At 51.3% G+C, this 25,006-nt stretch carries 24 protein-coding genes; 8 read left to right on the forward strand and 16 right to left on the reverse strand.

Annotated features, from left to right (window positions below):
- The first annotated feature begins 145 nt into the window (after window positions 1-145).
- Entirely contained in the window at window positions 146-355 is a 210-nt protein-coding gene (locus C0081_RS22230) for a SlyX family protein (protein ID WP_101535920.1), read from the forward strand.
- A gap of 322 nt (window positions 356-677) precedes the next feature.
- On the opposite strand, the gene C0081_RS22235 is transcribed toward C0081_RS22230, so the two are convergent.
- Complete coding sequence (locus C0081_RS22235; RefSeq protein ID WP_101535921.1) at window positions 678-1,262, reverse strand: DUF1349 domain-containing protein; 585 nt, start codon at window positions 1,260-1,262, stop codon at window positions 678-680.
- A gap of 188 nt (window positions 1,263-1,450) precedes the next feature.
- Here C0081_RS22235 and C0081_RS22240 point away from each other — a divergent pair, with 188 nt between their 5' ends.
- From C0081_RS22240 to C0081_RS22250, 3 genes are all read left to right on the forward strand, one after another.
- Window positions 1,451-2,071 (forward strand): class I SAM-dependent methyltransferase, encoded by a 621-nt coding sequence (locus C0081_RS22240; RefSeq protein WP_101535922.1) that lies wholly within the window; start codon window positions 1,451-1,453, stop codon window positions 2,069-2,071.
- A gap of 341 nt (window positions 2,072-2,412) precedes the next feature.
- On the forward strand, window positions 2,413-3,012 hold the full coding sequence (locus tag C0081_RS22245) for a hypothetical protein (protein ID WP_101536063.1): 600 nt from the start codon (window positions 2,413-2,415) through the stop codon (window positions 3,010-3,012).
- Window positions 3,013-3,033: 21 nt separating this feature from the next.
- Complete coding sequence (locus tag C0081_RS22250; protein ID WP_101535923.1) at window positions 3,034-4,692, forward strand: methyl-accepting chemotaxis protein; 1,659 nt, start codon at window positions 3,034-3,036, stop codon at window positions 4,690-4,692.
- Window positions 4,693-5,109: 417 nt separating this feature from the next.
- On the opposite strand, the gene C0081_RS22255 is transcribed toward C0081_RS22250, so the two are convergent.
- On the reverse strand, window positions 5,110-6,750 hold the full coding sequence (locus tag C0081_RS22255) for an EAL domain-containing protein (RefSeq protein ID WP_101535924.1): 1,641 nt from the start codon (window positions 6,748-6,750) through the stop codon (window positions 5,110-5,112).
- Window positions 6,751-7,179: 429 nt separating this feature from the next.
- Between C0081_RS22255 and C0081_RS23130 the strand changes: the two genes are divergently transcribed.
- On the forward strand, window positions 7,180-7,434 hold the full coding sequence (locus C0081_RS23130; protein ID WP_146006520.1) for a hypothetical protein: 255 nt from the start codon (window positions 7,180-7,182) through the stop codon (window positions 7,432-7,434).
- A gap of 343 nt (window positions 7,435-7,777) precedes the next feature.
- On the opposite strand, the gene groL is transcribed toward C0081_RS23130, so the two are convergent.
- The 7 genes from groL to C0081_RS22295 form a co-directional block, all read right to left on the reverse strand.
- Window positions 7,778-9,433 (reverse strand): chaperonin GroEL, encoded by a 1,656-nt coding sequence (groL, locus tag C0081_RS22265; RefSeq protein WP_101535926.1) that lies wholly within the window; start codon window positions 9,431-9,433, stop codon window positions 7,778-7,780.
- Between the two features lie 136 nt (window positions 9,434-9,569).
- Complete coding sequence (groES, locus tag C0081_RS22270) at window positions 9,570-9,857, reverse strand: co-chaperone GroES (RefSeq protein WP_101535927.1); 288 nt, start codon at window positions 9,855-9,857, stop codon at window positions 9,570-9,572.
- Between the two features lie 475 nt (window positions 9,858-10,332).
- Window positions 10,333-10,896, reverse strand: coding sequence for an AAA family ATPase (locus tag C0081_RS22275; protein ID WP_101535928.1), 564 nt, complete (start codon window positions 10,894-10,896; stop codon window positions 10,333-10,335).
- 7 nt (window positions 10,897-10,903) lie between these two features.
- Window positions 10,904-12,169: a SulP family inorganic anion transporter gene (locus C0081_RS22280; protein WP_101535929.1), complete on the reverse strand. Its 1,266-nt coding sequence runs from the start codon at window positions 12,167-12,169 to the stop codon at window positions 10,904-10,906.
- A gap of 136 nt (window positions 12,170-12,305) precedes the next feature.
- A complete protein-coding gene (locus C0081_RS22285; RefSeq protein WP_101535930.1) occupies window positions 12,306-12,824 on the reverse strand; it encodes a GNAT family N-acetyltransferase in 519 nt (172 codons plus the stop codon).
- 203 nt (window positions 12,825-13,027) lie between these two features.
- Window positions 13,028-14,605 carry an ATP-binding protein gene (locus C0081_RS22290; protein ID WP_101535931.1) on the reverse strand — a complete coding sequence of 526 codons (1,578 nt, stop codon included), beginning with the start codon at window positions 14,603-14,605 and terminating at the stop codon, window positions 13,028-13,030.
- Between the two features lie 2 nt (window positions 14,606-14,607).
- The gene (locus C0081_RS22295) at window positions 14,608-15,375 is read right to left on the reverse strand and encodes a response regulator (protein WP_101535932.1); all 768 of its coding nucleotides are present in this window, start codon (window positions 15,373-15,375) and stop codon (window positions 14,608-14,610) included.
- A 409-nt stretch (window positions 15,376-15,784) separates the two neighbouring features.
- Here C0081_RS22295 and C0081_RS22300 point away from each other — a divergent pair, with 409 nt between their 5' ends.
- Both C0081_RS22300 and C0081_RS22305 read left to right on the forward strand, forming a co-directional pair.
- Window positions 15,785-16,555 (forward strand): EF-hand domain-containing protein, encoded by a 771-nt coding sequence (locus C0081_RS22300; RefSeq protein ID WP_101535933.1) that lies wholly within the window; start codon window positions 15,785-15,787, stop codon window positions 16,553-16,555.
- Window positions 16,556-16,948: 393 nt separating this feature from the next.
- Window positions 16,949-17,548 (forward strand): EF-hand domain-containing protein, encoded by a 600-nt coding sequence (locus tag C0081_RS22305; RefSeq protein WP_101535934.1) that lies wholly within the window; start codon window positions 16,949-16,951, stop codon window positions 17,546-17,548.
- Window positions 17,549-17,765: 217 nt separating this feature from the next.
- Here the strand turns inward: C0081_RS22305 and C0081_RS22310 are convergent, their stop codons facing one another.
- The 6 genes from C0081_RS22310 to C0081_RS22335 form a co-directional block, all read right to left on the reverse strand.
- Window positions 17,766-18,248: a GNAT family N-acetyltransferase gene (locus C0081_RS22310; RefSeq protein WP_101535935.1), complete on the reverse strand. Its 483-nt coding sequence runs from the start codon at window positions 18,246-18,248 to the stop codon at window positions 17,766-17,768.
- 29 nt (window positions 18,249-18,277) lie between these two features.
- Window positions 18,278-18,544: a hypothetical protein gene (locus C0081_RS22315; protein ID WP_101535936.1), complete on the reverse strand. Its 267-nt coding sequence runs from the start codon at window positions 18,542-18,544 to the stop codon at window positions 18,278-18,280.
- Between the two features lie 116 nt (window positions 18,545-18,660).
- Window positions 18,661-20,151 carry a sigma-54-dependent transcriptional regulator gene (locus C0081_RS22320; protein WP_101535937.1) on the reverse strand — a complete coding sequence of 497 codons (1,491 nt, stop codon included), beginning with the start codon at window positions 20,149-20,151 and terminating at the stop codon, window positions 18,661-18,663.
- Between the two features lie 291 nt (window positions 20,152-20,442).
- On the reverse strand, window positions 20,443-20,640 hold the full coding sequence (locus tag C0081_RS22325; RefSeq protein WP_101535938.1) for a heavy-metal-associated domain-containing protein: 198 nt from the start codon (window positions 20,638-20,640) through the stop codon (window positions 20,443-20,445).
- Between the two features lie 43 nt (window positions 20,641-20,683).
- The gene (locus C0081_RS22330; protein WP_101535939.1) at window positions 20,684-21,805 is read right to left on the reverse strand and encodes a thiolase family protein; all 1,122 of its coding nucleotides are present in this window, start codon (window positions 21,803-21,805) and stop codon (window positions 20,684-20,686) included.
- Window positions 21,802-23,076, reverse strand: a complete 1,275-nt coding sequence (locus tag C0081_RS22335; protein ID WP_101536064.1) for an AMP-binding protein — start codon at window positions 23,074-23,076, stop codon at window positions 21,802-21,804. The genes C0081_RS22330 and C0081_RS22335 overlap by 4 nt, the downstream gene beginning before the upstream one ends.
- 103 nt (window positions 23,077-23,179) lie before the next feature.
- Between C0081_RS22335 and C0081_RS22340 the strand changes: the two genes are divergently transcribed.
- Entirely contained in the window at window positions 23,180-24,031 is an 852-nt protein-coding gene (locus C0081_RS22340; protein ID WP_101535940.1) for a patatin-like phospholipase family protein, read from the forward strand.
- A 55-nt stretch (window positions 24,032-24,086) separates the two neighbouring features.
- Here C0081_RS22340 and C0081_RS22345 read toward each other — a convergent pair whose 3' ends face one another.
- The gene (locus C0081_RS22345) at window positions 24,087-24,734 is read right to left on the reverse strand and encodes a DUF6101 family protein (protein WP_101535941.1); all 648 of its coding nucleotides are present in this window, start codon (window positions 24,732-24,734) and stop codon (window positions 24,087-24,089) included.
- Window positions 24,735-25,006 lie beyond the last annotated feature (272 nt).

Consider the following 25,006-nt stretch of genomic DNA (forward strand, 5'->3'; position numbering starts at 1 on the left):
TTTACGGGCTGGAATGCTTTGAGCTGCGTCAATCGACAGCATCATTGGTATGATATTTCCTCTTGAGCTTGTATATTAGGTATTGAATTGCGTTTGAGCGGCTTTTTATATCCTCACGCAAGCCAAGAGATAATGGAGTTACAAAGTGAGTCAAGAACTTGAAGAACGTGTCGTTGACCTGGAAATTCAGGTCACGCACCAATCCACTACAATCGAGGATCTCTCTGAAATGGTGTCTCGCCAATGGGATACCATCGATCGATTGTCTCGTCAGGTGAAGCTCATGAAAGACACATTGGCCGAGCCCCAAGACACAGCGGCTCCTCCTGCCAATCAGAAGCCGCCGCATTATTGACCGGCTAATGAACCTGTATGGACAACGAAAAGCATTGAAGGGCTGAGGCGTGGCTGCAAAGAGTCTCGCTATGGCCGTGCTCAGCAAGAGAAGAGCGCGCCCGACAATTGCACAATTGTCACGGGTGCGCTCGAAGTTGAATATCAACTGGTACTGAAATTCTCTGCAACATTTGTCGAAAATTGGTTTCCGAAAAATGTTGCCATATTTATACACCAAATCGCAGGAATTGGCCATATAAGGAAATAAACGTTCCTTTTACTGGCCCCATCAGGTCGAGCATTAGCCAGTCTGCCTTTTGGGTAAGCTCCCTGCGGTCGTGTTATCCGCCATGAAGCGGGTCGCTTGTAACAGCACCAAGTTTGAATTTATGAAAGATTGTACGAAAGCCGGCTCTCTTTGGCGAGCAGACCATTGGGCCGAGCAGGAGTGGGCCGTCAACAGAGAAATCGACCAAACGCATCAACTGCCAGTGGCTATGCTCATCCAGATAATGCAACAGAATTGCTCCACCAACCCGCGTTAAACGCACGGAGTGCGGACCGGTGACCAATGGTTTCTGAATGATCGACCAGTCCGACCGTCCTTTTGTGACAACGCAAGAAAAGTTTGTCACTCCGTCTGAATATTCAATACCACATTTGATCCAGTGCTGCGCGTCCAAGCGCAGCATCAGCCCGGCCTGATCATATTGAGTGGTATAGTCGCCACTGAACAACACTTCTGCGCTAAAATCCCCATCCACGCTGGCACCCAGAAAATGACCATTGTCTGGATGAAAGCCATAGTAGGTCTGTTGCCAAAAGTCGGTCGCATCTTTGCTCGTCACAGAAAGGGCGGTTTCATTCAGAGACCAGTCGTCCGGTTCGTTGTACCAGTGGGCAGAAGTCAAGAAGGAAAGAGGCATAATCGGCTCCAATCGTGAAGGGCGTTGTTTGGTTCAGTTTGACCCTGTGCCAGCATGAAAGGCAAGTATCTCCGTTCAATTGCGTACACTATTAATTGCTCCCTCTGTTATCTTGGATAGTTATTCCTACCTATGAAGGACTAACTGTTATAAGTGCCACGTTTTTAAAGCAGAGATGGGAACAGCCAATGCCAACTGATTGTGAATTCTGGAATAAAGCCGCCGATAAATATGCCAAAAGCTCCATCAAAGACCAAGACTCCTATCGCCGGACGCTTGACCATACACGGCGTTACTTGTCCAACACGGGGCATGTTCTGGAACTGGGCTGTGGAACGGGCTCTACTGCTTTGTTGCTCATCGACGCGGTTGGACATATGACCGCAACGGACATCTCAACACGCATGATTGAGATAGCCAAGGAAAAGGCCGTTGCTGAAGAACATGGTAATCTGTCCTTCCAACAGATCGAAGTGTTTGAACAACAGCATCCAGACGACAGCTTTGATGCGGTGCTTGCGTTCAACTATCTTCACTTGGTGAATGATCTTCCTGCTGAACTGGCAAAAATTCGTCAGAGATTGAAAGCAGGAGGAGTGTTTGTGTCCAAAACAGCCTGTCTGGGCCGGCGCAAATGGGTGTTTGGCCCCTTGATCATGGTCATGCGCTGGCTTGGAAAAGCACCTTTTGTGAACCTGATGACAGACGCTCAGCTAGAGGACGCAATCAAATCTGCAGGCTTTGAAATCGTCGAGGTGACAAGCTATCCCGCGAAAAAAGGCAGCCGTTTTATCGTTGCTCGGGTTTGAGACAACTCTGGGCATTTAGGGTGCCGGCATTGATTTGCAAGTTTGATTCTAAAAGCGATGATGAAGCGAAAAATAAACAACGTGATGGATAAAATTTGCAATCAATGATTGTGTTTTTAGGGGTTGCTTGTTGCTGTCTAATATTAGTTTGTTTATGCCTTAAGAAATTCAGGATGAGCTTGTTATGTCTGTTTTAAACTGATGTTTTTGCCGGGGAATTCTCCTGTATATTTTGAGATTTACTCTGGTTCTTAACGTAAATCCTTAGAAAGAATAGTAATTTAAGCATTTATTTACCGAAGTCAGAGACAATCTTCGAAATACTTATGGGCGGTAAAAAAATGAAAAAAACACTCCTACTTTCGGCTTCCATCCTGTTCGCATCATGTCAGACCGGCGCGGCATCAACGGTGCCAAGATTTGCAGATATGGACACCAAGAAGCTATATGAGCAAATCGACACGTGGTTGAATAGGGATATTGTGACCCTCAGTGTTGAAAGCCAGAACGCCAAATATGGCAAATTGTCCGAAGAGAAAATAATCAATCTGGATGAAAAATGGCGGGCTGAACGTGAGAGCGATGACAAGCCGATGATTGCCGCCACCTTGTCCAGTCCTCTATCGATTTACCTGACACGGATGCAAGGGCAATCCTATGGATTGTTTGTTGAAGTTTTTGTAATGGACGACAAGGGCCTCAACGTGGGTCAGTCCTCGATCACCTCTGATTTTTGGCAGGGTGACGAAGGCAAATATCAAAAAACCTATCAGGTTGGACCGACTGCCATTTTTGTAGATGAGCCGGAATGGGATGCAGATCTCAAGATTTGGCGCGTTCAGATCAACAAAAGCCTGATCAATCCCCAGAATAAACAGCTTATCGGGGCCGCCACCATTGAGGTTAACCTCACCGAACTGGCACGCCGTCAGGCACAATAGTAAGTAAAAGAGGTTCCTCCCATGCTGAATAACCTTTCACTCACCTATAAGAGTCTTATATCCTTTGCTCTATTGGCCATCATTGGCATCGGGGTTGGTATCGTCGGTTTCAATCAATCGGGCAAGGCAAGCCAGGCGATTCTTGAAAGCTCGAAAATCGAACACCACATAGTTGAGCTAATGGACCTGGATACAGGCATTAATGGCCAAGCGCTTGCCTTAAAAACCTTTTTGCTGACTGGTGATCTCAAATGGCGCGATCAGGTTCAAAAGGCCGAGACCAAAATTGCACAGGAATTTGACGCATTGGCGTCTCTCGACGGTGTTTCAGCTCTCAAGCAAGAGTGGCAAGATTGGTATAGCCAATATGCACAGCGCCAGATTACCTTGATGCGAGATCCTATGAGTGTCGACATGGCACGTGCCATTGAAGTTGCGGGGCAGAATAATCTCAAGCTTGATGGAATCAATGCTTCGATGAAAGCTCTGATCGGCGAAATGAATGTGCTTTCAGGTCAATTGACCCAGCAGCAGAATGAGAAAATGGATCTGGTGCGATCATCTGCCTTCATTGGTGTCATATTGCTTGTGATTGCGACGGTGCTTCTTGGTGTCTTCAACCAATTTATGGTCTCCAAGCCTCTAAGCCGTATGGTTGATGTGACGCAGCGTCTGTCTGAAGGCTCTGTTGATATCGAAATCAACAGCAATGGTCGCAGAGACGAAATCGGCCACATGTATGAAGCTTTGGCCGTGTTCCGTGACAACCTTATCCGTACTAAAGAGTTGGAAGCGGGAACCGAAGAACAACGCTTGCGCAACCAAGCCGAAAAGCAAGCTGAAATGCAAAAGCTGGCTGATGGATTTGAAAAGACTGTCGGCACGATCGTGGCAATGTTGGTGGAATCCTGCAATGAGTTGGAAGTGAATTTTGACGATCTGACAGGCATTGCGACAGATACAGTGGCGCAGTCCGAAACAGTCTCCAGTTCTGCAGAAGTTGTGAATGGTAATGTTCAGGCTGTTGCGTCGGCGACCGAAGAACTATCCGCCTCAATCAGTCATATCTCGAACCAAGTCGCCAGCTCGGCCACTCTGTCCGGTGAAGCATCGAGCGAAGGGGAACGCGCCAGTGAATCCGTTGAGACTTTGCAAAATGTTCTGGAAGAGATCGGGAGCGTAACGCGCCTAATCAATGACATCGCGGAGCAAACCAATCTGCTCGCACTGAACGCAACCATCGAAGCGGCGCGAGCCGGTGAAGCTGGACGCGGTTTCGCGGTTGTCGCCGCTGAAGTGAAAGAATTGGCCAGTCAGACCTCTAAAGCAACCGAGCAGATTGAAACCCAGGTGGTCAACATGCAAAGTGCTGCCAAAAGCTCCATTTCTGCGACGCAGTCTGTCACACAGAAAGTCCGTGTTATCAGTGAGCAAGTTGCTGAAATGGCGGTTGCAGCCGATCAACAAAACGCGGCCACGTCAGAGATTGCATCAAATGTCACAGGTGCAGCTGTGAGCACACAGGGCGTAACCGAAGCTATGGTTACCATGTCTGCCAGCGCTCGTAAGACTGGCGATATGTCGTCTGCCATGCAGTCGATGATTACAAACATGAACCAGCAAAGCCATTCGCTGCAAAGTGAAGTCGATGCTTTCCTCAAGCGTGTACTGGTGGCGTAATCCTCCCACGCCAATTGGTGCATACTGTAAGGTCGGGTCTGTTAGATCCGGCCTTTTTTATGTCTAATCGCTTTAACGACGGGTGCAAAAGGTAAAAGCCAAACACAACAAGCAATACTGGGAAGGGCCGGCGTTGCTTGCCACAAATCAGATCCTGTACTTGCAACAAGCTTGTGCTGCTCAGCTCATTGAGCAGGGGGGCTCTAGGGTGGTTTGATAGAGGCAAGCCAGCGCTTTTAGCACTGAGGCCCTGTCCGTTTGGCCTGTGCTGTCCTTAAGGTAAGTAAGGGGAATTTAGGGGTGCCTTGAGGGTCTGGTCATTTTCCCGCCCTGCGGCATCCTGTTGCAACAGAAAAGGCGCAAGTCCTATGGGTGCGTTATTCCAGCTATGGACAGAAAGTGAACCACAAAAAGGGGTTAGAGGCCAATGATATTGTCTCTGACTGCTTTGGGGTAGGCCTCCGCTGTGTGTTCTCTTTTTTGTTGGAAACCCTTGAGGAACGTTGCTAAACGTGCAGCAGGCAGGGGAGGGGATATGTAATACCCTTGCACGAGGTCTACTTTATTGGTTGCGCGCAAGCTCATTAATTTTGTCTGCGTTTCAACACCCTCAACCACCAATATTTGCCCCGTTTTGCTGACCATTTCGATGGCACTAAAGAGCAATTTGGAGGACAGGGTATCCTCTGGTGCCATAGCAAAAAAGCGATCGAGCTTAACCCCATCTGCACCAAGGCCGCTGAGGTAATGGATGCTGGAATATCCCACCCCGAAATCATCAATGTAGGTTTCTATGCCGTTGGCCCTCATCAAGGCGATGGCCTCGCGAGTCGATTCCAGGGGAAGATCTGAAGTCTCAACAATTTCAACAACTGGTCTGAATGCGCACGGGGCAATTTGCAATGGAGATAAAATTCTAATCAGCCAATCGGCATCGAGATCTTGCGGGAAGACGTTGATATTGACCTTTGGCCGTTCGGTCCCAAACTGCACACCAGCGAGATCTTTCACTGTGTTGTTAACGATTAGCTCGGTCAGGAGACGCGACATATTGCGAGCTTCGACAACCGGTAAAAATGCGTTTGGATAGACAAGGCTGCCATCAAGGTCTCGCCAGCGTACAAGCACCTCGACACCCTCTATCTCGCCGGTCTCTAGACGTAATATCGGTTGATAATGACAAACGAGACTGTCCTTGCACATGGTGTGCGCAAAACGAGATGACAGGGACATCATGCGCAAGAATTTGTTCCGAGCGGCCTCGGTTAGGACCAGAGAAGTCGCCAGCATCAGGATCAGACCAACGGTGATAAAGAGCTTGTTGGCGGCTATCAAAGCTGTGACAGGTGCTTCTATAAACAGGCATACCAAATTGGACGGGTCGCATTGAAAGCCCCAAAAAGCCCATCGCGATACGGAATACCCCACCTGTTGGTTTTTGACATTGGGATAGGATTTTTTAAGCCCGAGTTTCCCCGTTCTATGGACCCAGTCTCCCAGACCATTTTTAGAGACGAATTCTTGATTTTGCCAAGGCACCCAACTGGCTTGAGCATTCATGGGCGGCAAAACCAGTGTCAGGTTGCCTTTTTGCAAGAAGGTTCCCTTCAGGCCAGGGTATCCGATGGCTGCAAGATCGCGGTCAAACCAAAATGTATAGCCCATATCTAGGCGTTCGAGGTCTGCTTTCCCCAGTTCAAAGCCATCAGACAATTTGCCGCGACTGACAGAGCAGCTTTGATGCTCGTCCGCATAAAGGATTTCGTGGATGCCATCAGGCAGAAAGGCTACTTTACGCAACCAAAAAAGATAGTCTGAAGAACAAGCAGGGGCAGCGATGTTGTGAGTGAGTGCTTCCATCGTGGCGTCGAACGATGGGTCCAATTGGTCAGCAGCTTTGATCTCTTCAGATAGCTGTGTTTCCAGGCTTTGAAACACCTGAAAAATCGAGATTGAGCTTGCAATAACCAATGTTACCAAGAACAAGCTGGAGAACAGTCCAAACACAAAAGTGCGCGGATATTTGGTCATGGTAAATAGGTATTTATACAGCCGCATATCGCCTCCAATTCAGAGAGTATACACAGCTTTCGCTTAGAATAAGTTAAAGAAATACGGAGTTTTACCTAACTGAATATGGTTTGTCTTTCTGAAAACTTGCTTGGAATAAATATTTGAAAAAATAGCGTTGATAAATCTGCATAACGTTGAATGGCAACTAAGGCGATAACCGTCGCTCAGAACAAGGCTATCGCAATCAAAATCAAAACAAAAATTGAGCATTGGAATTTCATCTTGGATCCCTGCCAAAGCGTATGCAGTGTGGCAAAATCCGTCCGAATTTGTGGCATATACATGGCATTTTATAATGCCGGAAATTTCCGATTGGCGACCTCGAAAATTAGGTGTAAATGCCGTTGTTGGAACAGATCGATCGGCGCAAAGGCGACCATCGATAGCCTGTTTGTTTTTTTGGAGAAACTCACTATGCGTAAGGTTTTGATGCCATTTTGGGCCGCAGCTATGATGCTGATTGCCCTGCCTGCGTATGCCGAAACTTACACCGGCGTTGTTGATACGGTTGACATGGAAACCGGTATTCTCATCCTAGATCAGGACATCGAAATTGTTGTGCCTGAAGACGTTGATATGCCTGAATTGCAAGCCGGCACAGTCGTGACCGTTGAGTATGACACAGTTGGCGAAGACAAACTTGCCACCAAAATCACTTTGTCAGAATAGTGTTCCAGAGAGGATGTGTGCCACATGCTGCATCCTCTCTTCTTGCCTTGCCGTACAAGCCATGACACGGTGAGGCGGGAATGCAGCTCTCATGGGAGAGCAAACAACAGGCCGGATCTATGATCCGGCTTTTTTTATGGAAAGGCCGTGCCTGACCCTGCGCGTTTGGTGAGGGATGTTTCCATCATGCCGCTTGCATGCGTGGATGCACGCAAATATGAAAAATGTCCCGATACGCACAGAGCAAAAAAGGATGGGTAAAGGAAGGGTATGTGACAATAAAAAAGGCGCTCCGAAGAGCGCCTTTCTCATAGAACTTAGCAAGATGTGCCAAGCGTCATGATTACATCATGCCGCCCATGCCACCCATGCCGCCCATGCCGCCCATATCAGGCATACCGCCACCGGCAGCGCCATCTTTGGCAGGAGCATCAGCAACCATTGCTTCAGTGGTGATCATCAGACCAGCAACGGAAGCAGCGTCCTGCAGTGCAGTACGAACCACTTTGGTTGGGTCGATGATGCCAGCTTCGATCATGTCAACATACTGTTCGGTCTGAGCATCGAAACCAAGAGTATCGTTGCCTTCCAGAACTTTGTTGACCACGATGGAGCCTTCAACACCAGCGTTTTCAGCGATCTGACGGATCGGAGCCTGCAGCGCGCGCAGAACGATCTTGATGCCAGCTTCGATGTCGACATTGTCGGAAACAATTTTTTCGACAGCTTTAGAAGCACGCAGCAGCGCGGTGCCACCACCAGGAACGATACCGGCTTCAACAGCAGCGCGGGTTGCGTTCAAAGCATCGTCAACGCGGTCTTTGCGTTCTTTCACTTCAACTTCAGTGGAACCACCGACGCGGATAACAGCAACACCACCAGCCAATTTGGCCAGACGTTCTTGCAGTTTTTCACGGTCATAGTCAGAAGATGTTTCTTCGATCTGAGCTTTGATCTGAGCAACGCGTGCTTCAATGCCGGATTTTTCGCCAGCACCGTCAACAACCGTTGTGGTTTCTTTGGAAATGTTGACTTTCTTGGCAGTGCCAAGCATTTCGAGTGTAACGGACTCGAGTTTGATGCCAACGTCTTCAGAAATCACGGTACCACCGGTCAGAACTGCGATGTCTTCAAGCATTGCTTTACGACGATCACCGAAGCCAGGGGCTTTAACAGCAGCAATTTTCAGGCCACCGCGCAGTTTGTTGACAACCAAAGTAGCCAGTGCTTCGCCTTCGATGTCTTCTGCAATGATGAGCAGAGGACGGGAAGACTGAACAACGCTTTCCAAGATCGGCAGCATTGGCTGCAGGTTGGTCAGTTTTTTCTCATGCAGAAGGATGTATGGATCTTCCAGATCTGCAATCATTTTTTCGGTGTTGGTCACGAAGTAAGGAGACAGGTAACCACGGTCGAACTGCATGCCTTCAACGACTTCCAGCTCAGTTTCTGCAGTTTTGGCTTCTTCGACGGTGATCACACCTTCGTTGCCGACTTTCTGCATGGCATCGGCGATCATTTTGCCGATTTCAACTTCGCCGTTGGCGGAGATGGTGCCAACCTGTGCAACTTCTTCAGAAGAATTGATTGGTTTGGAAGCAGCTTCCAATGCTTTATGGGCTTCAACAACGGCCATATCGATGCCGCGCTTCAGGTCCATTGGGTTCATGCCAGCAGCAACGAATTTGCAGCCTTCACGAACGATGGACTGAGCCAGAACGGTTGCTGTGGTGGTGCCATCGCCAGCGATATCGTTGGTTTTGGAAGCCACTTCACGCACCATCTGCGCGCCCATATTTTCGAACTTATCTTCCAGTTCGATTTCCTTGGCAACGGTCACACCATCTTTGGTGATGCGTGGAGCGCCAAAAGATTTTTCGATAACCACGTTACGGCCTTTAGGACCAAGGGTGGTTTTTACAGCGTTTGCGAGAATATCAACGCCACGCAGCATTTTTTCGCGTGCATCAGCACCGAATTTGACTTCTTTAGCAGCCATGTTAGCTCTTCCTGAAATCTGTATTACTTGTAAATAAGAGGCAGTTCGCCATCGTCCCGTTCGATCGTCTGTCCGGGACAGGCCAATCTGGGCAGCAATATAAGGAGCCGTTAAAACGACTGTCCTTGACTATGCCTTAGCCCAAGATGCCCATGATGTCGGACTCTTTCATGATCAGCAGGTCTTCACCGTCGATCTTGACTTCGGTACCGGACCATTTGCCGAACAGAACACGGTCGCCCGCTTTAACTTCCAGCGCGACCAAGTTGCCAGCGTCATCACGAACGCCGTTGCCAACAGCAACGATTTCGCCTTCGCTTGGCTTTTCTTTGGCGGTATCAGGAATAATGATGCCACCAGCGGTTTTCTCTTCGGATTCTACGCGACGTACAACGACGCGGTCATGCAGAGGACGGAATTTCATCTCTGAAGCGTTCCCTAATCTGTTACGCAGCCCCCGGACCCAAAGTGGGGCACCAAATGCCCCCATCATTAGCGGCATCCGAGCGGTCTGCTCCTCGTTAAACAAGTGCATTAGCACTCTCGCTTGGTGAGTGCTAACAACGATCATTCATTTAGGCAGGCGCGCATGAGATGTCAAGAAAGTGCCCCAAAAAAAATCTGACTTTATGCGAAATAAAGGTCAAATACAGACCAATGTCTTACGTCTGTGCGCTGAAGTGATCGGTTCAACGCAGGGGTGTGGTTTGGGTGCCGTTGCATAGCATGATTGCTTCTGCTTAGTCTAGAGGCCGTCTTGGGCCTGTCTTGGGCCTGTCTTGGGGAGTGGGGGAGATCGCGGTTTTGATTTCAGATTGCTTGAGGGGGGATTGGTAACGGGTGTCTTGGGTATTTTGGCCAGTGTAACTACCAAGCCACTCGGTCGTTTCTAGAACAGCTTACTTCAGATGCGTCAGTATGGCGTTTAGCCGTTCACCCAGAGGCCCCGAAACGCATATATAATCGCATGTGAGCGCCTTCAATTCAGCTTCGAATTGAGCGTGGAACATTTCTCGCAAATCAGGCGCATCGCGCTGTCCATCATCCACCCATGGCCAATCAACGCCACACAAAATGTAGAGGCGTGGTGCGTGCGGTCGTTTCAATAGGTTCTTTTTATGGCGTTCTGACCATCGTTCCCAATGTGCCCACAGGGGCGTGTTTATTGCGTTGGCATAATAATGCGCGCTATAGACCAGAGACGATATAAGATCGGTGTCACAAACAAGTTGCTTGTTTTCTTTTGCTGCCAGCGCAGCGGCTCGTTCTTCCTGCGCCCATTGGCCCTGTGCGATGGGAATGGCATCTTCAAGCGATAAACTGCCATGAAGAGCAAAATAGTCCCGCAGATACTCCGGTGCTAATATACCGTCCATATGCTCGACCAGCGCATTGGCAAGAGCTGACTTCCCCGTGCTTTCAGGGCCGGTCAAAACAAGGCGCGGCAAAGCCGATGCAATCATAATGGGTTCAGTGCTCCGGTGTATGCCAATCACTGTCTACCGATTTACGACGTGACAGCCGCAATGCAAGTCCGACCGAGACACCAACTCCAATTGCTACGGTTAAATCCACAAGAACAGTCAGAACCAGCGTCAAAACCAGCAATGCCACATCGCTGTGACGACCACGGGCATACTCAGCCCATTTATGGGGCTCGGTCATATTCCACGCGGTTAACATCAACAAAGCTGCCAGTGCGGGCATCGCCAAATGATCCGCAAGAGGCGCAGCGACCAGCATGACGATTAAAATCACCACGGCATGGACCAATCCGGCAACAGGGGTTTTGCCACCCGCTTTGACATTGGTCGCAGTCCGCGCGATCGCTCCGGTGACAGGCAGGCCAGTGAACAGCGCCGAGGCCACGTTTGCGACCCCTTGCGCCGTCAATTCTGCGTTGGGGCGATGATGCCCATCGATCATTCGGTCTGCCACCATTGCCGACAAAAGGGACTCGACACCCGCCAGAAAGGCAATGACCAAAGCGGAAGGGAACAGCTCGACAAACCGAGACCATGAAAAATCAGGCCATTGCGGTGTTGGTAGTGAATGCGGAAGGGCGCCAAATCTGGATCCCAGTGTCGCAACATCCAGCGTAAACAAAAATACCATTGCCGAGGTGACGCCAATGGCGACGACTAGGCCGGGAAACTTGGGGAAGCTGCGCCGCAAAATAACGATCATAACCAGTGTCGCGAGCGCAATACCAAAAGCCTCTAGGTTGAGCCCCTCGCGTGCGTTCCAAAGAGCAGGGAGTATTTCGATGAAATCTGCCGGAACCGAGGCAAGTTCGAGACCGAAAAAATCTTTGAGCTGACTGGTGGCGATGATGATGCCGATACCAATGGTGAACCCGTTGACCACAGCATCTGGGACAAAGGCAATCAAACGACCCAAACGGAAATAGCCAGCCAACATCAATATGAGGCCTGCCATAAAGGTGGCCATGACCAAACCGTCATAGCCATAAGTGGCAATGACGCCGAATACCACGACGATGAAAGCGCCGGTGGGACCGCCAATCTGAACGCGGCTTCCGCCAAGAGCCGATATAAAAAAACCGCCGATGATGGCAGTTACGAGGCCCTTGGCCGGGTCAGCCCCGGAAGCGATGGCAATGGCGATGCTAAGGGGCAGTGCCACCATGGCAACAGTGACGCCAGCCATCATGTCAGCGAGAAACAGCGGCCAGCTGTAGGTTAGGCTTGTGGTAAGTAATTTTGGTTTGCGCATGGGATATATCTGAAACTGTTGAGATAAAAACCCTCAATACGCCCTCTGCATAGCCATCTCAAGCCCTGCATTGAACACAGCTTCCATGCCAAATTGAGTGCACTCATGCGCATTCGGTACGGAATTGACGTTTTTGCTACGCAAACTGCCGGTCATGCTCGTCGAATGGGTCCATATGAAAGCCATTGCCGGCTATGGCCTTTTCAAACGTGACACGAAGGATCAGATCCCGTTCGTGTGCGGGCAGGCTGCGATGGGTCTCGCCAAAGCCGCGCTTGGTATAATAGGCCAACAATTCATGCATCACTTCCGGCGTGTGCAAACGCAAGCAAGGCAACTCCCGCGATTCTGCAATCAGTTCCACCTCAGCCAGCAGGCGAGAACCCAGCCCCTTGTTTTGATGCTGTGGTAGGACGGCAATGGTATCAAGATAAAGGCAATTATCCACCTCATGCATTGCAGCAGACGCCAGCAAAACACCGTCCTCTTGAGCGATGTAAAGATTACGGGTTTCCAGAAAAGCACCGAGATCGGAATAAGCATCTGCTGGTTGGTCAAAGCCCATACGTTTTGCGATGGGTGCCATTGCAGATAGAAAAAGCGAACGAATATCGCTCAATTGCTCGGCTTTAGCCAAGCGAAAGGTGACTGTCATGGTCAAATCCTTGTCAACACCGGCTCATGCATCCAGTTACCATCAAACTCGGCACCGCTTATTCGGGCCGACATGGCAATGGCCGGTCTTTTTGAATCATCTGTTCAGGCGCGGTTATGCGACCCAATCAGTGACAGGATTGTGACAAACGCAGATGGAGGCTGCTGGGTCTTGCAGAAACTGTGTGCAAGTAGACCATTTCTCTAGCGGGGAAGAGAAATGGTCGCCATCAGACCGCCTTCTGGCCGGTTGGTCAGAAAGATGTCGCCGCCATGACCGCGCACAATGGTGCGAGTGATGGACAAGCCAAGACCAACTCCGCCTGTTTCCAGATTGCGCGATCCCTCTACGCGAAAGAAGGGAGCAAATACATCATCAAGCTTATCAGGCGGGATGCCGGGGCCGGTGTCGGATATTTCAATTTCTAGCGTCTTGGCCGTGGTACGCAAGTGTATCGCGGCATTGCCTGCGTAGCGCAGGGCATTGTCTGTCAAATTCCGAATAGCCCGCTTGAGGCTGACTGCGCGGCAAGAATAGATCAGGCTGTCCGGGCCATCAAAGCGAACATCTTTGCCAACATCGGCATAATCTTCCGCAGTGGCGGACAGCAGAGCGGCCACATCGACATTCTTGGTTTCCTCCTTGGCGGCATCTTCCCGCGCGAAAGCCAGAACGGCGTCGGTCATTGACTGCATTTCTTCCAGTGTCGCCAGAATTTTATCCCGCATTTCATCATCGTCAATGAATTCGACGCGCAAGCGTAGCGTGGTGATCGGCGTGCGCAAATCGTGGCTGACAGCGGCGAGCATGCGCGTTCGATCCTGCACAAAACGCATCAGTCGATCTTGCATCGCATTAAAGGCAGCAATGGTATTGCGCACCTCTGCAGGGCCTTGTTCTTGGAGGGGCTCAACCGTGTCTCCCCGTCCAAGTTTGCGCGACGCTCCTTCCAGTTCACGCAATGGCGCTGTGAGTTTACGCACAGCCAAGATGACAACCAAGGCGATCAACGTGGCCATAACACCCATGGAAATCAGGAAAGGTCTGCCCCATTGCTCTGGTGGGGAGGGCACGCCGGTGCGCACCTGTAGCCATTTTCCATTATCCAGAGGCACGGCAATGGTCATATCAAGCGCAGCCAGATTGTGACGCTTCTTATTGGAAAATCTCGGTAGCTGACCATCCTCATCCTTCTCACGCTGACGACGAACCCAGTGTCTTTTTTCGCTCTCGCTTAAGTGCGGTGGCGCATCACTCATTCGAATGCGTGCCCGGTTTGAGTCTCCATCGTTGTCGAGAGCTTCAGAGGATTTTTTCTCATAATATCGGCCTAGGCCAAAGAGGCTACGGTCAAGATTGCTAATACGAACGGTGCCGTTTTCAAGGCCAGCCCGTCGCTCCAACCTGTGCGTAAAAAAGGATTCCGGTGTGCCATCCCTTGGCACCAGCAGAGTGGTTCTATCCTGAAGACGATAGAGAATGCTTGGCCCTTCTGCCGCGCGGATGACGCGATCATGCAGGCTTTCATCTGTCTGGTTGAGGACACGAACCACCGACGCCATGCGTTCCATCACTTGCCCGCGTGTGGTGTTGACCGCAATATTGGAGCGTTCGCTGGCAAACAATAGGATCGTAATGCCCTGTGCCACCAACAGTGCCAGAAACAGCGCAGCCAAAAGCTGGCCAGCAAGCGACCGCGGCCACAGACGCAGCCTGCTCCACAAAGACGGTTTGTCCGAATGGGAGCCTGTACCGGATGTGTTGGTGTTTGTCTTGGGCATGGTCAAAGATCATCCTCATCACCCGCAGCATCCAGCATCGCATCTGAAACCTTGCCGGTTACCTTACAAGTGAACACATAGCCCCCACCGCGTACGGTTTTGATTAATTTAGGGTTCTTGGGGTCTTCCTCTATCTTCTTACGCAAACGCGAGACCTGATTGTCAATAGAACGATCAAAAATCTGAGCCGTCCTACCGGATGTCAGGTCCAGCAATTGGTCGCGTGACAACACCATAGTTGGGCGTTTGAGAAAGGTGACGAGCAGGCGATAATCAGCGGCGCTCAACGGAACGGTTACGCCGTCCGGGCTGAGCAGTTCGCGTTGATGCACTTGCAAGACCCAATCATCGAATTTCAGGGATTCCGGCTCATCGGTTTTTTGTATCTCGGGCGGCAAAGACTGACTGCGGCGCAGCACGGACTTAATCCGGGCCAGCAGTTCACGGGGATTAAAAGGCTTGGTAACATAATCATCAGCCCCGATCTCCAGACCGACGATACGATCTGTTTCTTCCCCCAGCGCCGTTAGCAGGATCACCGGGATATTCTCATTTTCCCGAACATAGCGACACAGGGTCAAGCCATCCTCTCCCGGCATCATCACATCAAGCACGATCAAATCAATCGCCGAGGTCTTCAATGCTTGCCGCATTTTGATGCCGCCATCTGCATCGCTAACGCGATATCCATTGCGTGAGAGATATTTCGACAGCAGTTCGCGAATATCTTGGTGGTCGTCCACCACCAGAATATGTGCAGAATGTTCCATTGTCGCTCTCTCCTGTTGTCAGTCCAGTGTCCACCTCTATATGGATGGATTCGATTGTTTTGTCAGGGTCACCAGACTTTGCCGTGTCGTGTCATTGTGCAATTAACACCACAAATCCAACGTTGCAAAGCAAGAATAGCGCGTATTTTCAAAGACAAGGCAAGGAAATTGTATCTTTGTGTAACAACGCTGGCGCAGGTTACACAGTGCGACAAAATCGCAATTTTCCGCGATAGAACAGCGACAATTCGTTCCTATCTTCACCTCATCGGCAGGGACGAGAATCCAAACACTCTCCTCTGACCGAGCCACCTCAAAGACTTTGAGGTGGCTGAGAGCATCTCAGCATATCAGCCCATGACGGGCACTCCGCCAATGAGGAATTGGCACACTATAGAGGAATGAAGACATGAAAAACTTTTCCAAAATTGCACTGGCAGTTGCTTTGATCGGTGGCGTATCAGCTACGGCTTTGGTCGTTGATAGCGCGTCAGCACGCGGTTGGAATGGTAGTGGCTCAGAGAAAGGCCAGCAGTTCAAAGGTCGCCAAGGAGCGGACCGTCATGGAGACCGTGGCGCACGCGGCGGCGATATTATAAAAATGCTGGACGCCGACAAAGACGGCACGCTGACCAAAGAGGAGCTGACCACTGGACTGGCGGCAAAAATTACAGACAATGATACAAATGGCGATGGCGCCGTGTCATTGGAAGAGTTCAAAGCCGAATGGGCCAAACTGACCCAGGACCGTATGGTTCGCGCCTATCAGAAAATGGATAGAGACGGCAATGGTTCGGTAACTCTGGAAGAACTCAGCGAACCTGCGACAGCCATGTTTGATCGTATGGACCGCAATGATGACGGCATATTCGATAAAGCGGATCGCCCAAATCGTTCAGATCGTGCGGATCGCCAAGGCCGGAACGGCAAAGGCATGCGCGGCGAATTTGGTCCTCAGAAAGGTGCGCAGGACGGAGCCCGGAACGGCTCTCAGAATAGCCCTGATAATGGACAGCGGGGCGGCAATTTCCAACCCAGCCAATTTGACCCAGCCGATGCAGGCCCCGATTTTGATGGTCAGCCCCCACAAGGTCCACAGCCCATCCAGGCTTCATATGATCTAGATGATTCAGACGCACCATTCGGTCATCCGGTCCCGCCTGTGGCGCAGCTTCGCTAATCATTGAAGCAGGCATATTTTACCGCTCGCAGACCTCAACCCTGTCGCCAAATTTTTGGCGGCGGGGTTGCTTGCATTCCGGGATTCAGGAAACAAGCATCGCCAACCCGAAGAACAAAAACAAAAATTATGACGAAAAAATCCAGAGTTTTGTAACCGAATGTATCAGGCCTACTGCTTGATACAGAGGGCGACAAAATCACTCTTTTTCATCAAACTTCAGCGACATTCACCGCCTATATTCAACTTATCGACGGAGCGCAATCAAGCGTAGCCGTCACAGGAACCGCCGGCAGATCAGGGTATGTCCTTCTGTTTGGCTCATAAGAGCAACCGGTAATTTGATCCCGAGCCAATGAGGAATTGGCAAATTATATCAAAAGGAAAATAGTCATGAAAAACGTAACCAAAATCGCAGTGGCTCTCGCATTGGTAACCGGCGTATCCGCAACGGCATTGACCGTTGACAACGCATCTGCACGCGGTTGGGGCAATAGCCAAGATCAAGATCAAAACCAAGGCTGGCGTGGCCAGCGTGGTGATCGTCATATGAAAAAAGGCGCGCGTCACGGTGGACGCAATGGCGGCATGATGATGATGCAGCAGTTCGACACCAATAAAGATCAGGCACTGACCAAAGAAGAGCTGACCACTGGCCTTGCCAAGAAAATTACCGACAATGACAAAGATGGTGATGGTGCTGTTTCTCTGGAAGAATTCAAAGCGGAATGGGCCAAAATGACCCAACAGCGCATGGTTCGCGCCTTCCAGAAAATGGATCGTGACGGCAGCGGCACTGTAACTACCGAAGAAATTACAGCACCAGCTGTCAATATGTTCGAACGCATGGATCGCAACAACGACGACAAAGTCGATCAAGCAGATATGAAGCGTCGTATGGGCAACCGCCAAGGCAATCGGGGTGGTCGTTACATGCAGCAGCAACCAGCACCGGCTCCACAGGCCGAGCCTGAAGAAGCGCCAAACTCATAATAGCGAATAGTCTTTTAAGTCTCTCCCCGCAGAGCCCCGTCGTCAGTTCTTGGCGGCGGGGTCTTTTTGTGTGAGGCCAATATCAATGGCCTGCCTATTCAGGTCGATGACAAAATTGGATCATCGCCTGCACACTGGTTTGGCGCCTGATGTGGGTAAATGCGGGGCAAGGCAAGGCGCGCCTCCACCAAATGCCCGATAGAGCACAAGGGGTACGCTAATGCGCCTCTAGTCGATAACAATATTCCCATGTATGGGAGATGTCGCCGAGATACCGGATCACGGGCACTTTTTCAAAGCCGATTTTGTCGTAAAATTGATGACCTTCTACAAAGCGTGTGTCAGTCCAGAGTTTGATACATGTACCCTGCCGACTGTCAACCAGATCCGTGGCCAGATTATACATAGACCAGGCAAGGCCCTGTCCACGAGCTTCCTTTGCCACATAAACCTTGTGCAGTTCGAAAATACCAGAGTCCAGCGTTTCGCCAATAGCAAGAGAGCCGACAATATTGCCATCTTGTTCTGCGACCCACATTTGACCACCCATCGCCGCATAATAGCTGGCGGGATGCTTCAACTCGGGGAATTCATCATCGTCAAAAAAGCAATGATCATAGTCAGCAAAAACGCCTGCGATGAGGCGCGCCAGTTCCGCGCCATCTTCGTCGGTCGCAGAGCGAATGAAAGTATAGCTCATGACTCGCGCCTTCTTATATCAGCTTAGGCTTAGCGATAAATCGCATAACCAATGCCATTGCGGCGGGCTTCATCGACAATTCTATTAAGAGCAGGGTCTTTGATATCACCCGTCGCCCGCAAAACACGGCTGATGGTGATGAAGCTATATCCCGCTGACGTCAGAGCCCGATTGGTTGCTTCGCGCGCTTGGTCAGCCTGCTCGCAATCAACCGCCAACATAAAGTTGCGGCGTTGGGGTTGGGTTTGAGGGGGTGTTGGCGCTTCGCTTGCCCGTCCCATAACACAGAAAATCATACGCTTGTCTCTTTTAGAATTGCGGTCGTCCACTCATAAGGGGGCAAACGCCGTCTGTCGAGACTCAATTTAGCCTTTGTGTAACCGATCGATAAGGAAAGAGGAGGCTGCGTCTTTTAAACCGCCTCTTTGTGCGCCCAGCTCATGCGTTTGCGATAGATAGTAGAGGGACTGATTTCCAGCGCAGCGGCCGCGCGGGAAATGTTGCCATCGAAATGACCAAGAGCCCCTTCGATGATGTCTCTTTCCTGTTGCCAGAAGGGAGCGATGTTCCCTGCCATGACAGTTCCAATTTCGCGGAGATTGGAGATGGCTTGATTGAGTTCGCTCTCATATCCTTCATCACTATGCAAAAGATCTGGCAAATGCTCGGCTTCTGCGACGCTGCCATCATACATCACGGTCAGGCGGCGGATGGTATTCTGCAATTGCCTGATATTCCCCGGCCAACGATAAGCTTGGAGCATGCTTTCGGCTTCAACACTGAAGAGCGAGAAGTTTTTATTTTCTTCGCGGGCATATTGAATGAGGAACGACTGCGCTAGCGGCATAATGTCCCCTGTGCGTTCCCGTAAGGGAGGCAAATGAATAGGCAGAACATGCATGCGGTAGAAAAGATCTTCGCGAAAACGTCCGGCGCGGACTTCCTCCTGCGGGTCGCGGTTTGTTGCTGCGACAAAGCGAATGTCGAGGGACACTTCTTTTGTACCGCCCACACGACGAGAAGACCCTGTCTGAATGAGGCGCAACAATTTGGCTTGCAGATCAACCGGCATTTCACCAATTTCATCAAGAAACATAGTGCCACCATCGGCTAGTTCAGCTGCGCCTTTGCGGTCCTCTGTAGCGCCAGTGAAAGCGCCGCGCATATGCCCGAACAGCTCCGATTCCATTAGTTCGGCAGGAATGGCACTGCAGTTGATAGCAATGAACGGTCCATTGGAGCGATTGGAGCGGGCGTGGAGAGCTTGGGCGCAGACTTCTTTACCGGTGCCCGATTCTCCCGTTATAAACACTGGAGCTTTGGAAGAGGCAATGCGATTGATCTGATCATATACCCCTTGCATGGCGGGGGATTTGCCGATGAAACCTTCAAAATCACGCAACAGTTCATTGTTGGTGTTGGTATCGGGTGCCGTCGCGTTTGCTGGGTAAACCTCATGCCTGGCATTTGCTTTGGTTACGATATGTTGCTCGGCATGAGGTGCAGGGCGATGATGAGCAATAAGATCAGTCAATCGATCTGACAAGGATTCGGCGGATACGGGGCGGGCGATAAAATCATGAGCACCCGCCTGCATGGCCGCCACCGCGCGCGACACCGAGCCATTTCCACTCAGTGCCAGCAGCAGCATGTTGGGATGCCGACTTGCAAGGCGGGACAGCATTTTCAACTCGCTGTCCTCCTCAAAGGTCATGAGGGCACATGTGGGTTCCATAAGAAAACTAGCAGGCGCCTTGCCGTCAAAAATCTGGAAATCACAAGACTGGTGCATGCGCTCTTCAAGAGCTGCTGACAGCTGGTCATTGATCATTCTGCGGAAGGCGGGGTCAGAACTGACAACGGCTATGCGGACGGAATTTGTATCCGCGTGTTCTGAGGACATGATTTCTGCGCCTTTCTACAATTACTCACCTCGCTATGTTGCGCAAACAGGGTAAACAAAGTCTTTGCATTTGAGACACTGTGGCAAAAAGGTGGCAAAAATTGCCTCAAAATGCAAAAAATCCCCAGTATGTCCTTCCTAAGGCCCAAGAGCGGAAGATAAAACAGCGGGTTGCCCCCAACGACACGCCCCGCCCAACCGCTATCATCGGGTTACATCTGTGGATTAGTCCCCTTTTTTAGACCTGCTTATTAACGGTCATTTGCAGCCTCTGCACTGTGCGGAGATGCTTCAAGCCAACTGCGCGGGGAAACCGGCCTCGATAATGGTGTCGCGAATGGCGTCCGGGCTGAGGCTGGACGTGACTTCAACAGCCCCTGTTTCCAAATCCGCATTGACGTCTGCAGTAGTGTCTTTGGCCATGATGGCTTCTTTGATGGATTTGATACATCCGCCGCATGCCATGTCTTGAACATTGAGTTTGATCATTGCTTTCTTCCTTCGTTACTGGTCGTGCCAATCATAACTGACGTCATAGGCCAACACATGGGGATTTTACAATAAGGGACGTCCCGATGCCACCCGCAGCCGCAATGGCAGCCAGGCCTGTCCCGTCGGTGGTTGCCAAGGCATGATACAGCCGCACCGCTAATATTGCCCCTGACGCACCAATCGGGTGACCACGTGCCAACGAACCGCCGGTCATGTTCACGATTGCCTCATTGATATGCGCGCCTCGTTGGCAGGCAATAGCCTGTACCGCAAATGCTTCCATGATTTCTGCGAGGTCCAAGTCCTGTGGCGTAAGACCTGCCGCATCCAGCGAAGCCCTGATCGCAGCCACTGGCGCAAGGCCGGGCAGGGCCGGATCGCCCCCCAAGGTAGCCCCGCCGACGATTTCGATTGAAGGAGACGGTAAAAATCGGGCCACCCGCTCTGATACAATCACGCAAAAGGCTGCGGCATCGGCGGCCACAGACATATTGGCCGCTGTCACACTGCCATAAACCACAGGTGCACGTGCGCAGAGGCGCTGGTTCATCCTGCGGGTGAACGAATCATGTGCCGCGCCAGAAATGGGCACAATTTCTTTGGCGGTGATGGCCTCGGCTGCTTGCGCCTTTTGATGACTGGCAACCGCCCAGTTATCCTGTTCGGCCTGCGTGATATTGAGCAGGTTTGCCAAACGGTCGGCGGCTTGGGCCATGTCTGGGTCGCGGTCCGGCCACGGTGTAAAGGGGGCTTGATCATAGGCTTGCGGGGCCGATCCATCGGCGAATGTTTTACTGCGCAACGGTCGGCGCGAGTAGCTTTCAACGCCGCCAGCAACCACGATCTCATGCAGTCCGGACCGGATCATGGCATCGGCCAACAAGACGGCATCCAGCCCGCCACAACATTGCCGGTCGACGGACAACCCCGCAACAGAGTGCGGCAATCCGGCCGCCAATCCCACCAGACGTGCAGGATTGCCTCCCGCGCCCAAACCATTGGAGACAATCAGCTCGCTGACTTGATTCTGATCCACACCGGCATCTGAAAGAACTGCTTTGACGACAGGAGCCGCTAAATCGTGCAGCTCCAGAGCGGCCAGCGCCCCGTTGCGCGGTGCAACGGCACTGCGTCTGGCTGCCACGATGTAAGAACGGGTCATATCTGCACCTCCAGCCATCGCGTCAGGGCAATCAGATCAGGTTTGCCTGCCGGAAGCATTGGTATGTGATTGATGTAATAAATTTCCCTCGGGCTGGCCAATACGCCAAGTTGAGCGCGACAAGAGGATTTCAGACATTCTGTAAAATCCGTGAGGTCTGTGGCTTCATCGGCTTCCACTACAGCAACAATCACATGCCCTCTTTGCCGGTCTGCCCGAGCAAAAGCGGCGCAACTACGCACAGCAGGGGTTTGATGCAAAGCCGCTTCAACATCTTCCAAAAATATATTTTGATCGGCCACCGTGACCATTCGGCTTTTGCGGCCCTTGAGGAACAAATTGCCACGCCCGTCAAGGTGCCCCATTTCACCCACTGTCAAATATCCGTCTTGCCAGCGGGTGTCGGCGCTGTCGCCAATCTCATAACCATCAAATAAATAATCACTTTTCACCCAGATTTCGCCAACACCATCGGTTGCGCACCCTGCCGTATCCCGAATGGACATGTCGACACCGGGATAGGCCGGCCCGACCGAGCCTTGCGGGGTATCCGCATCGGCCATGGTAATGAAGCTGGTCTCTGACGCACCATAAAATTCAAAAATACGGGCGTTCGGGCAAAGCGAAGACAAACCAGCACGACAGGCTTCATCCAACTTACCACCGCCGCAGAGAATGAAGCGCAGATTCGGCAAGGATCGGGACCGGATTTTGTCCCCTGACAGCAGCAAACGGAGTTGAGACGGGGTGGCATAGATCACTGACAAGGCTTGGTCCGTTAATGCTGATAATTGGGTTTTGGGTTGAAGGCCCTTAAGAATGGTCACATCGGCCCCCATATGCAAAGCTTCAAGCATGGCATACAGAGTAAGAGAATGACTGAGGGCACCCAAAATCGCATAACCATCCTTCGAGGTCAGACCAAGGCGGCTGCGGTTAACCTCAAAGCTGCGAATCCACGAAGCAGGCCTGCGGCGGATGGTTTTGGCATTGTTGCTCGAACCCGAGCTTTGGCAATAAAGGAAAGGCCCACCAACACAGTCATCAGCAACGGCCGAAATACCCTTGATGGGAATGGATTCATTGTGGCTGGAGTGAATGGATAGGCCGTCTTGGAGGCATGTCTCCAGCGCCCTTATGGCGTCTCTGGACGCCTGTGTTTTGCTGATTATCGTGATTGTGCTGCCGGGGGCGCGACGGAAAGTTTCGAAAACCAAGGGGATACCTGCGGGAAAAGTCTGGCACGGCAACCCGATCGTGTGGCTCCGCATTGAGTCGATCATACCGAATTGATAGGATAGAGCGCAAGCTGCCCTTCAAGCTATTCAACGGGATCCTCAGAAGGGCGGCACCAAGCAATGAGAAGCGGATTTTATGACTGATAACACCATTGGAATTGCCTTTGGCGGCGGCGGCGCACGCGGCCTGTCTCACATCTGGGTAATGGAAGCTTTGGATGAATTGGGGCTCAAGCCGGTCGCATTGTCCGGCACCTCAATTGGTGCGCTCGCGGCGGTTTGTTATGCATCGGGTATAACGGGAGCAGAATTGCGGGCCTATATGCTGGAAGTCTTTGGCAATCGGAACGAAGTCCTCTCACGCTTCTGGCGGTCCCGCCCGAAGAAATTTTCTGAGCTTTCAGCATTCCATAATCCATTGGGTTCTTGGGCACAGTTGGACCCGGAGTGGATTGCCGAGACCTTTTTGCCACCGGCTGTGCATCGGGATTTCTCCCAGCTCGCCATTCGCACCAGCTTTTCGGCAACAGAATATTACACCGGCAACGAAGTGATCATGAATGAGGGAGATACCTATAAAGCGGTTGCTGCGTCGATGGCGATCCCCGCTTTGTTTCGGCCGGTGGAATATGATGGCAGGCTGCTCGTCGATGGCGGCTGCGTCAATCCGATGCCCGTGGACCACGTCCGACCCCACGCCGATATTATCATCGCAGTTGATGTGATTGGTGTTCCACAAAAAACAGAGGATGGCAAACTGCGTGTTTTTGAAATGGGGTTTGGCGCAAGCCAGCTCCTTATGCAGACTATCCAGCGCGAGAAAATGCGTCACGATGAAGTGGAATTGCTGGTGCATCCCCATATAGGCAATTTTCGGCCGCTGGATTTTCTCAAGACCGAGGAAATTTTAGCCGCCAGCGAGGACACCAAAGAAGACGTCAAACGGCGCCTGACCGCATTGATGGAGGCGGGCGGAACCACCCCGTAAATTCGGAATGCAAAAAGGGCCAGACGGCCCTTTTATGTCTTCCCGATTGGCGCGTTTATGTGCGCGCGATAATCTCGCGACCTGCCACTTTGTTTGCTTGGCCGCTTGATCCTACTTTGCGGCGCGTCAAAAAGCGCGGGCGGCGGGCTGCAAACTGCGCATGATGACGGCGCTGTTTTTCTGGGGCAATGGCCAAACCTGAAAGAGACCTGCCTGCGGGATCAACGGGAACGTAGCCTCCACTGCCAAGTGGTTGGTGCAGCATAGAGAGATGGCAAAGCCTTGACCAGCAGGCCCAATCAACAGCAGCATCTTCCAGATCGGTGCTCGCCATCAAAGGTATTGTCAGTTGTGGGTCTTTGTGAACAAGTTCCAACAGGCAAATCAGTGGGCTGCCTTCACGCTTGCCGACCACGAACCGCGCTCCAACCCCTTCGAAATACCGCAAGGGAACCCGCACGACGAGTGGTAAACCGCAAGGCAGCACACATTCTACCATGGCATGGTTGGCTTTGATTTGAACCATGCCTGGCACTTGGCTGCCAAACAGACTGGCTTCATCAATACCCGCCAACTCAGCCGCTGTGGATCTGATGTCGGCAGATTGGAAGTATTTCGCCACATTATAGGGGGCAATTCGTGTTGAACCCTCAACCTGATAGGAAATAGCATCTGTGTATTTATGGGTTTCTTGATGCTGCACGTGACTTCTCCTGTGAGCCCCTTATTTTGGGTGCTTCTTTCTGAGTTGCCCCAGATTAACAGGCAGGATTGTGTATTTGCTTAAGGTACAAGGTTAAAAAAGCGTGATATTTTATAGGGTTAGAGAAAGGTTACCGGCTGTGCGTCTTCATCCTTTCCTAACCAAGTGGGCGTGCATGCTCGCCCTTAGAATGACGCCTTTTTGCTTGCCCCAAATGGCCAGAGCCCCTAAGACATAGAGGAATAGAATTCCGCTATCCGCTTCTTCATCAA

The sequence above is a fragment of the Cohaesibacter celericrescens genome (assembly GCF_002866925.1).
Lineage (GTDB): Bacteria > Pseudomonadota > Alphaproteobacteria > Rhizobiales > Cohaesibacteraceae > Cohaesibacter > Cohaesibacter celericrescens.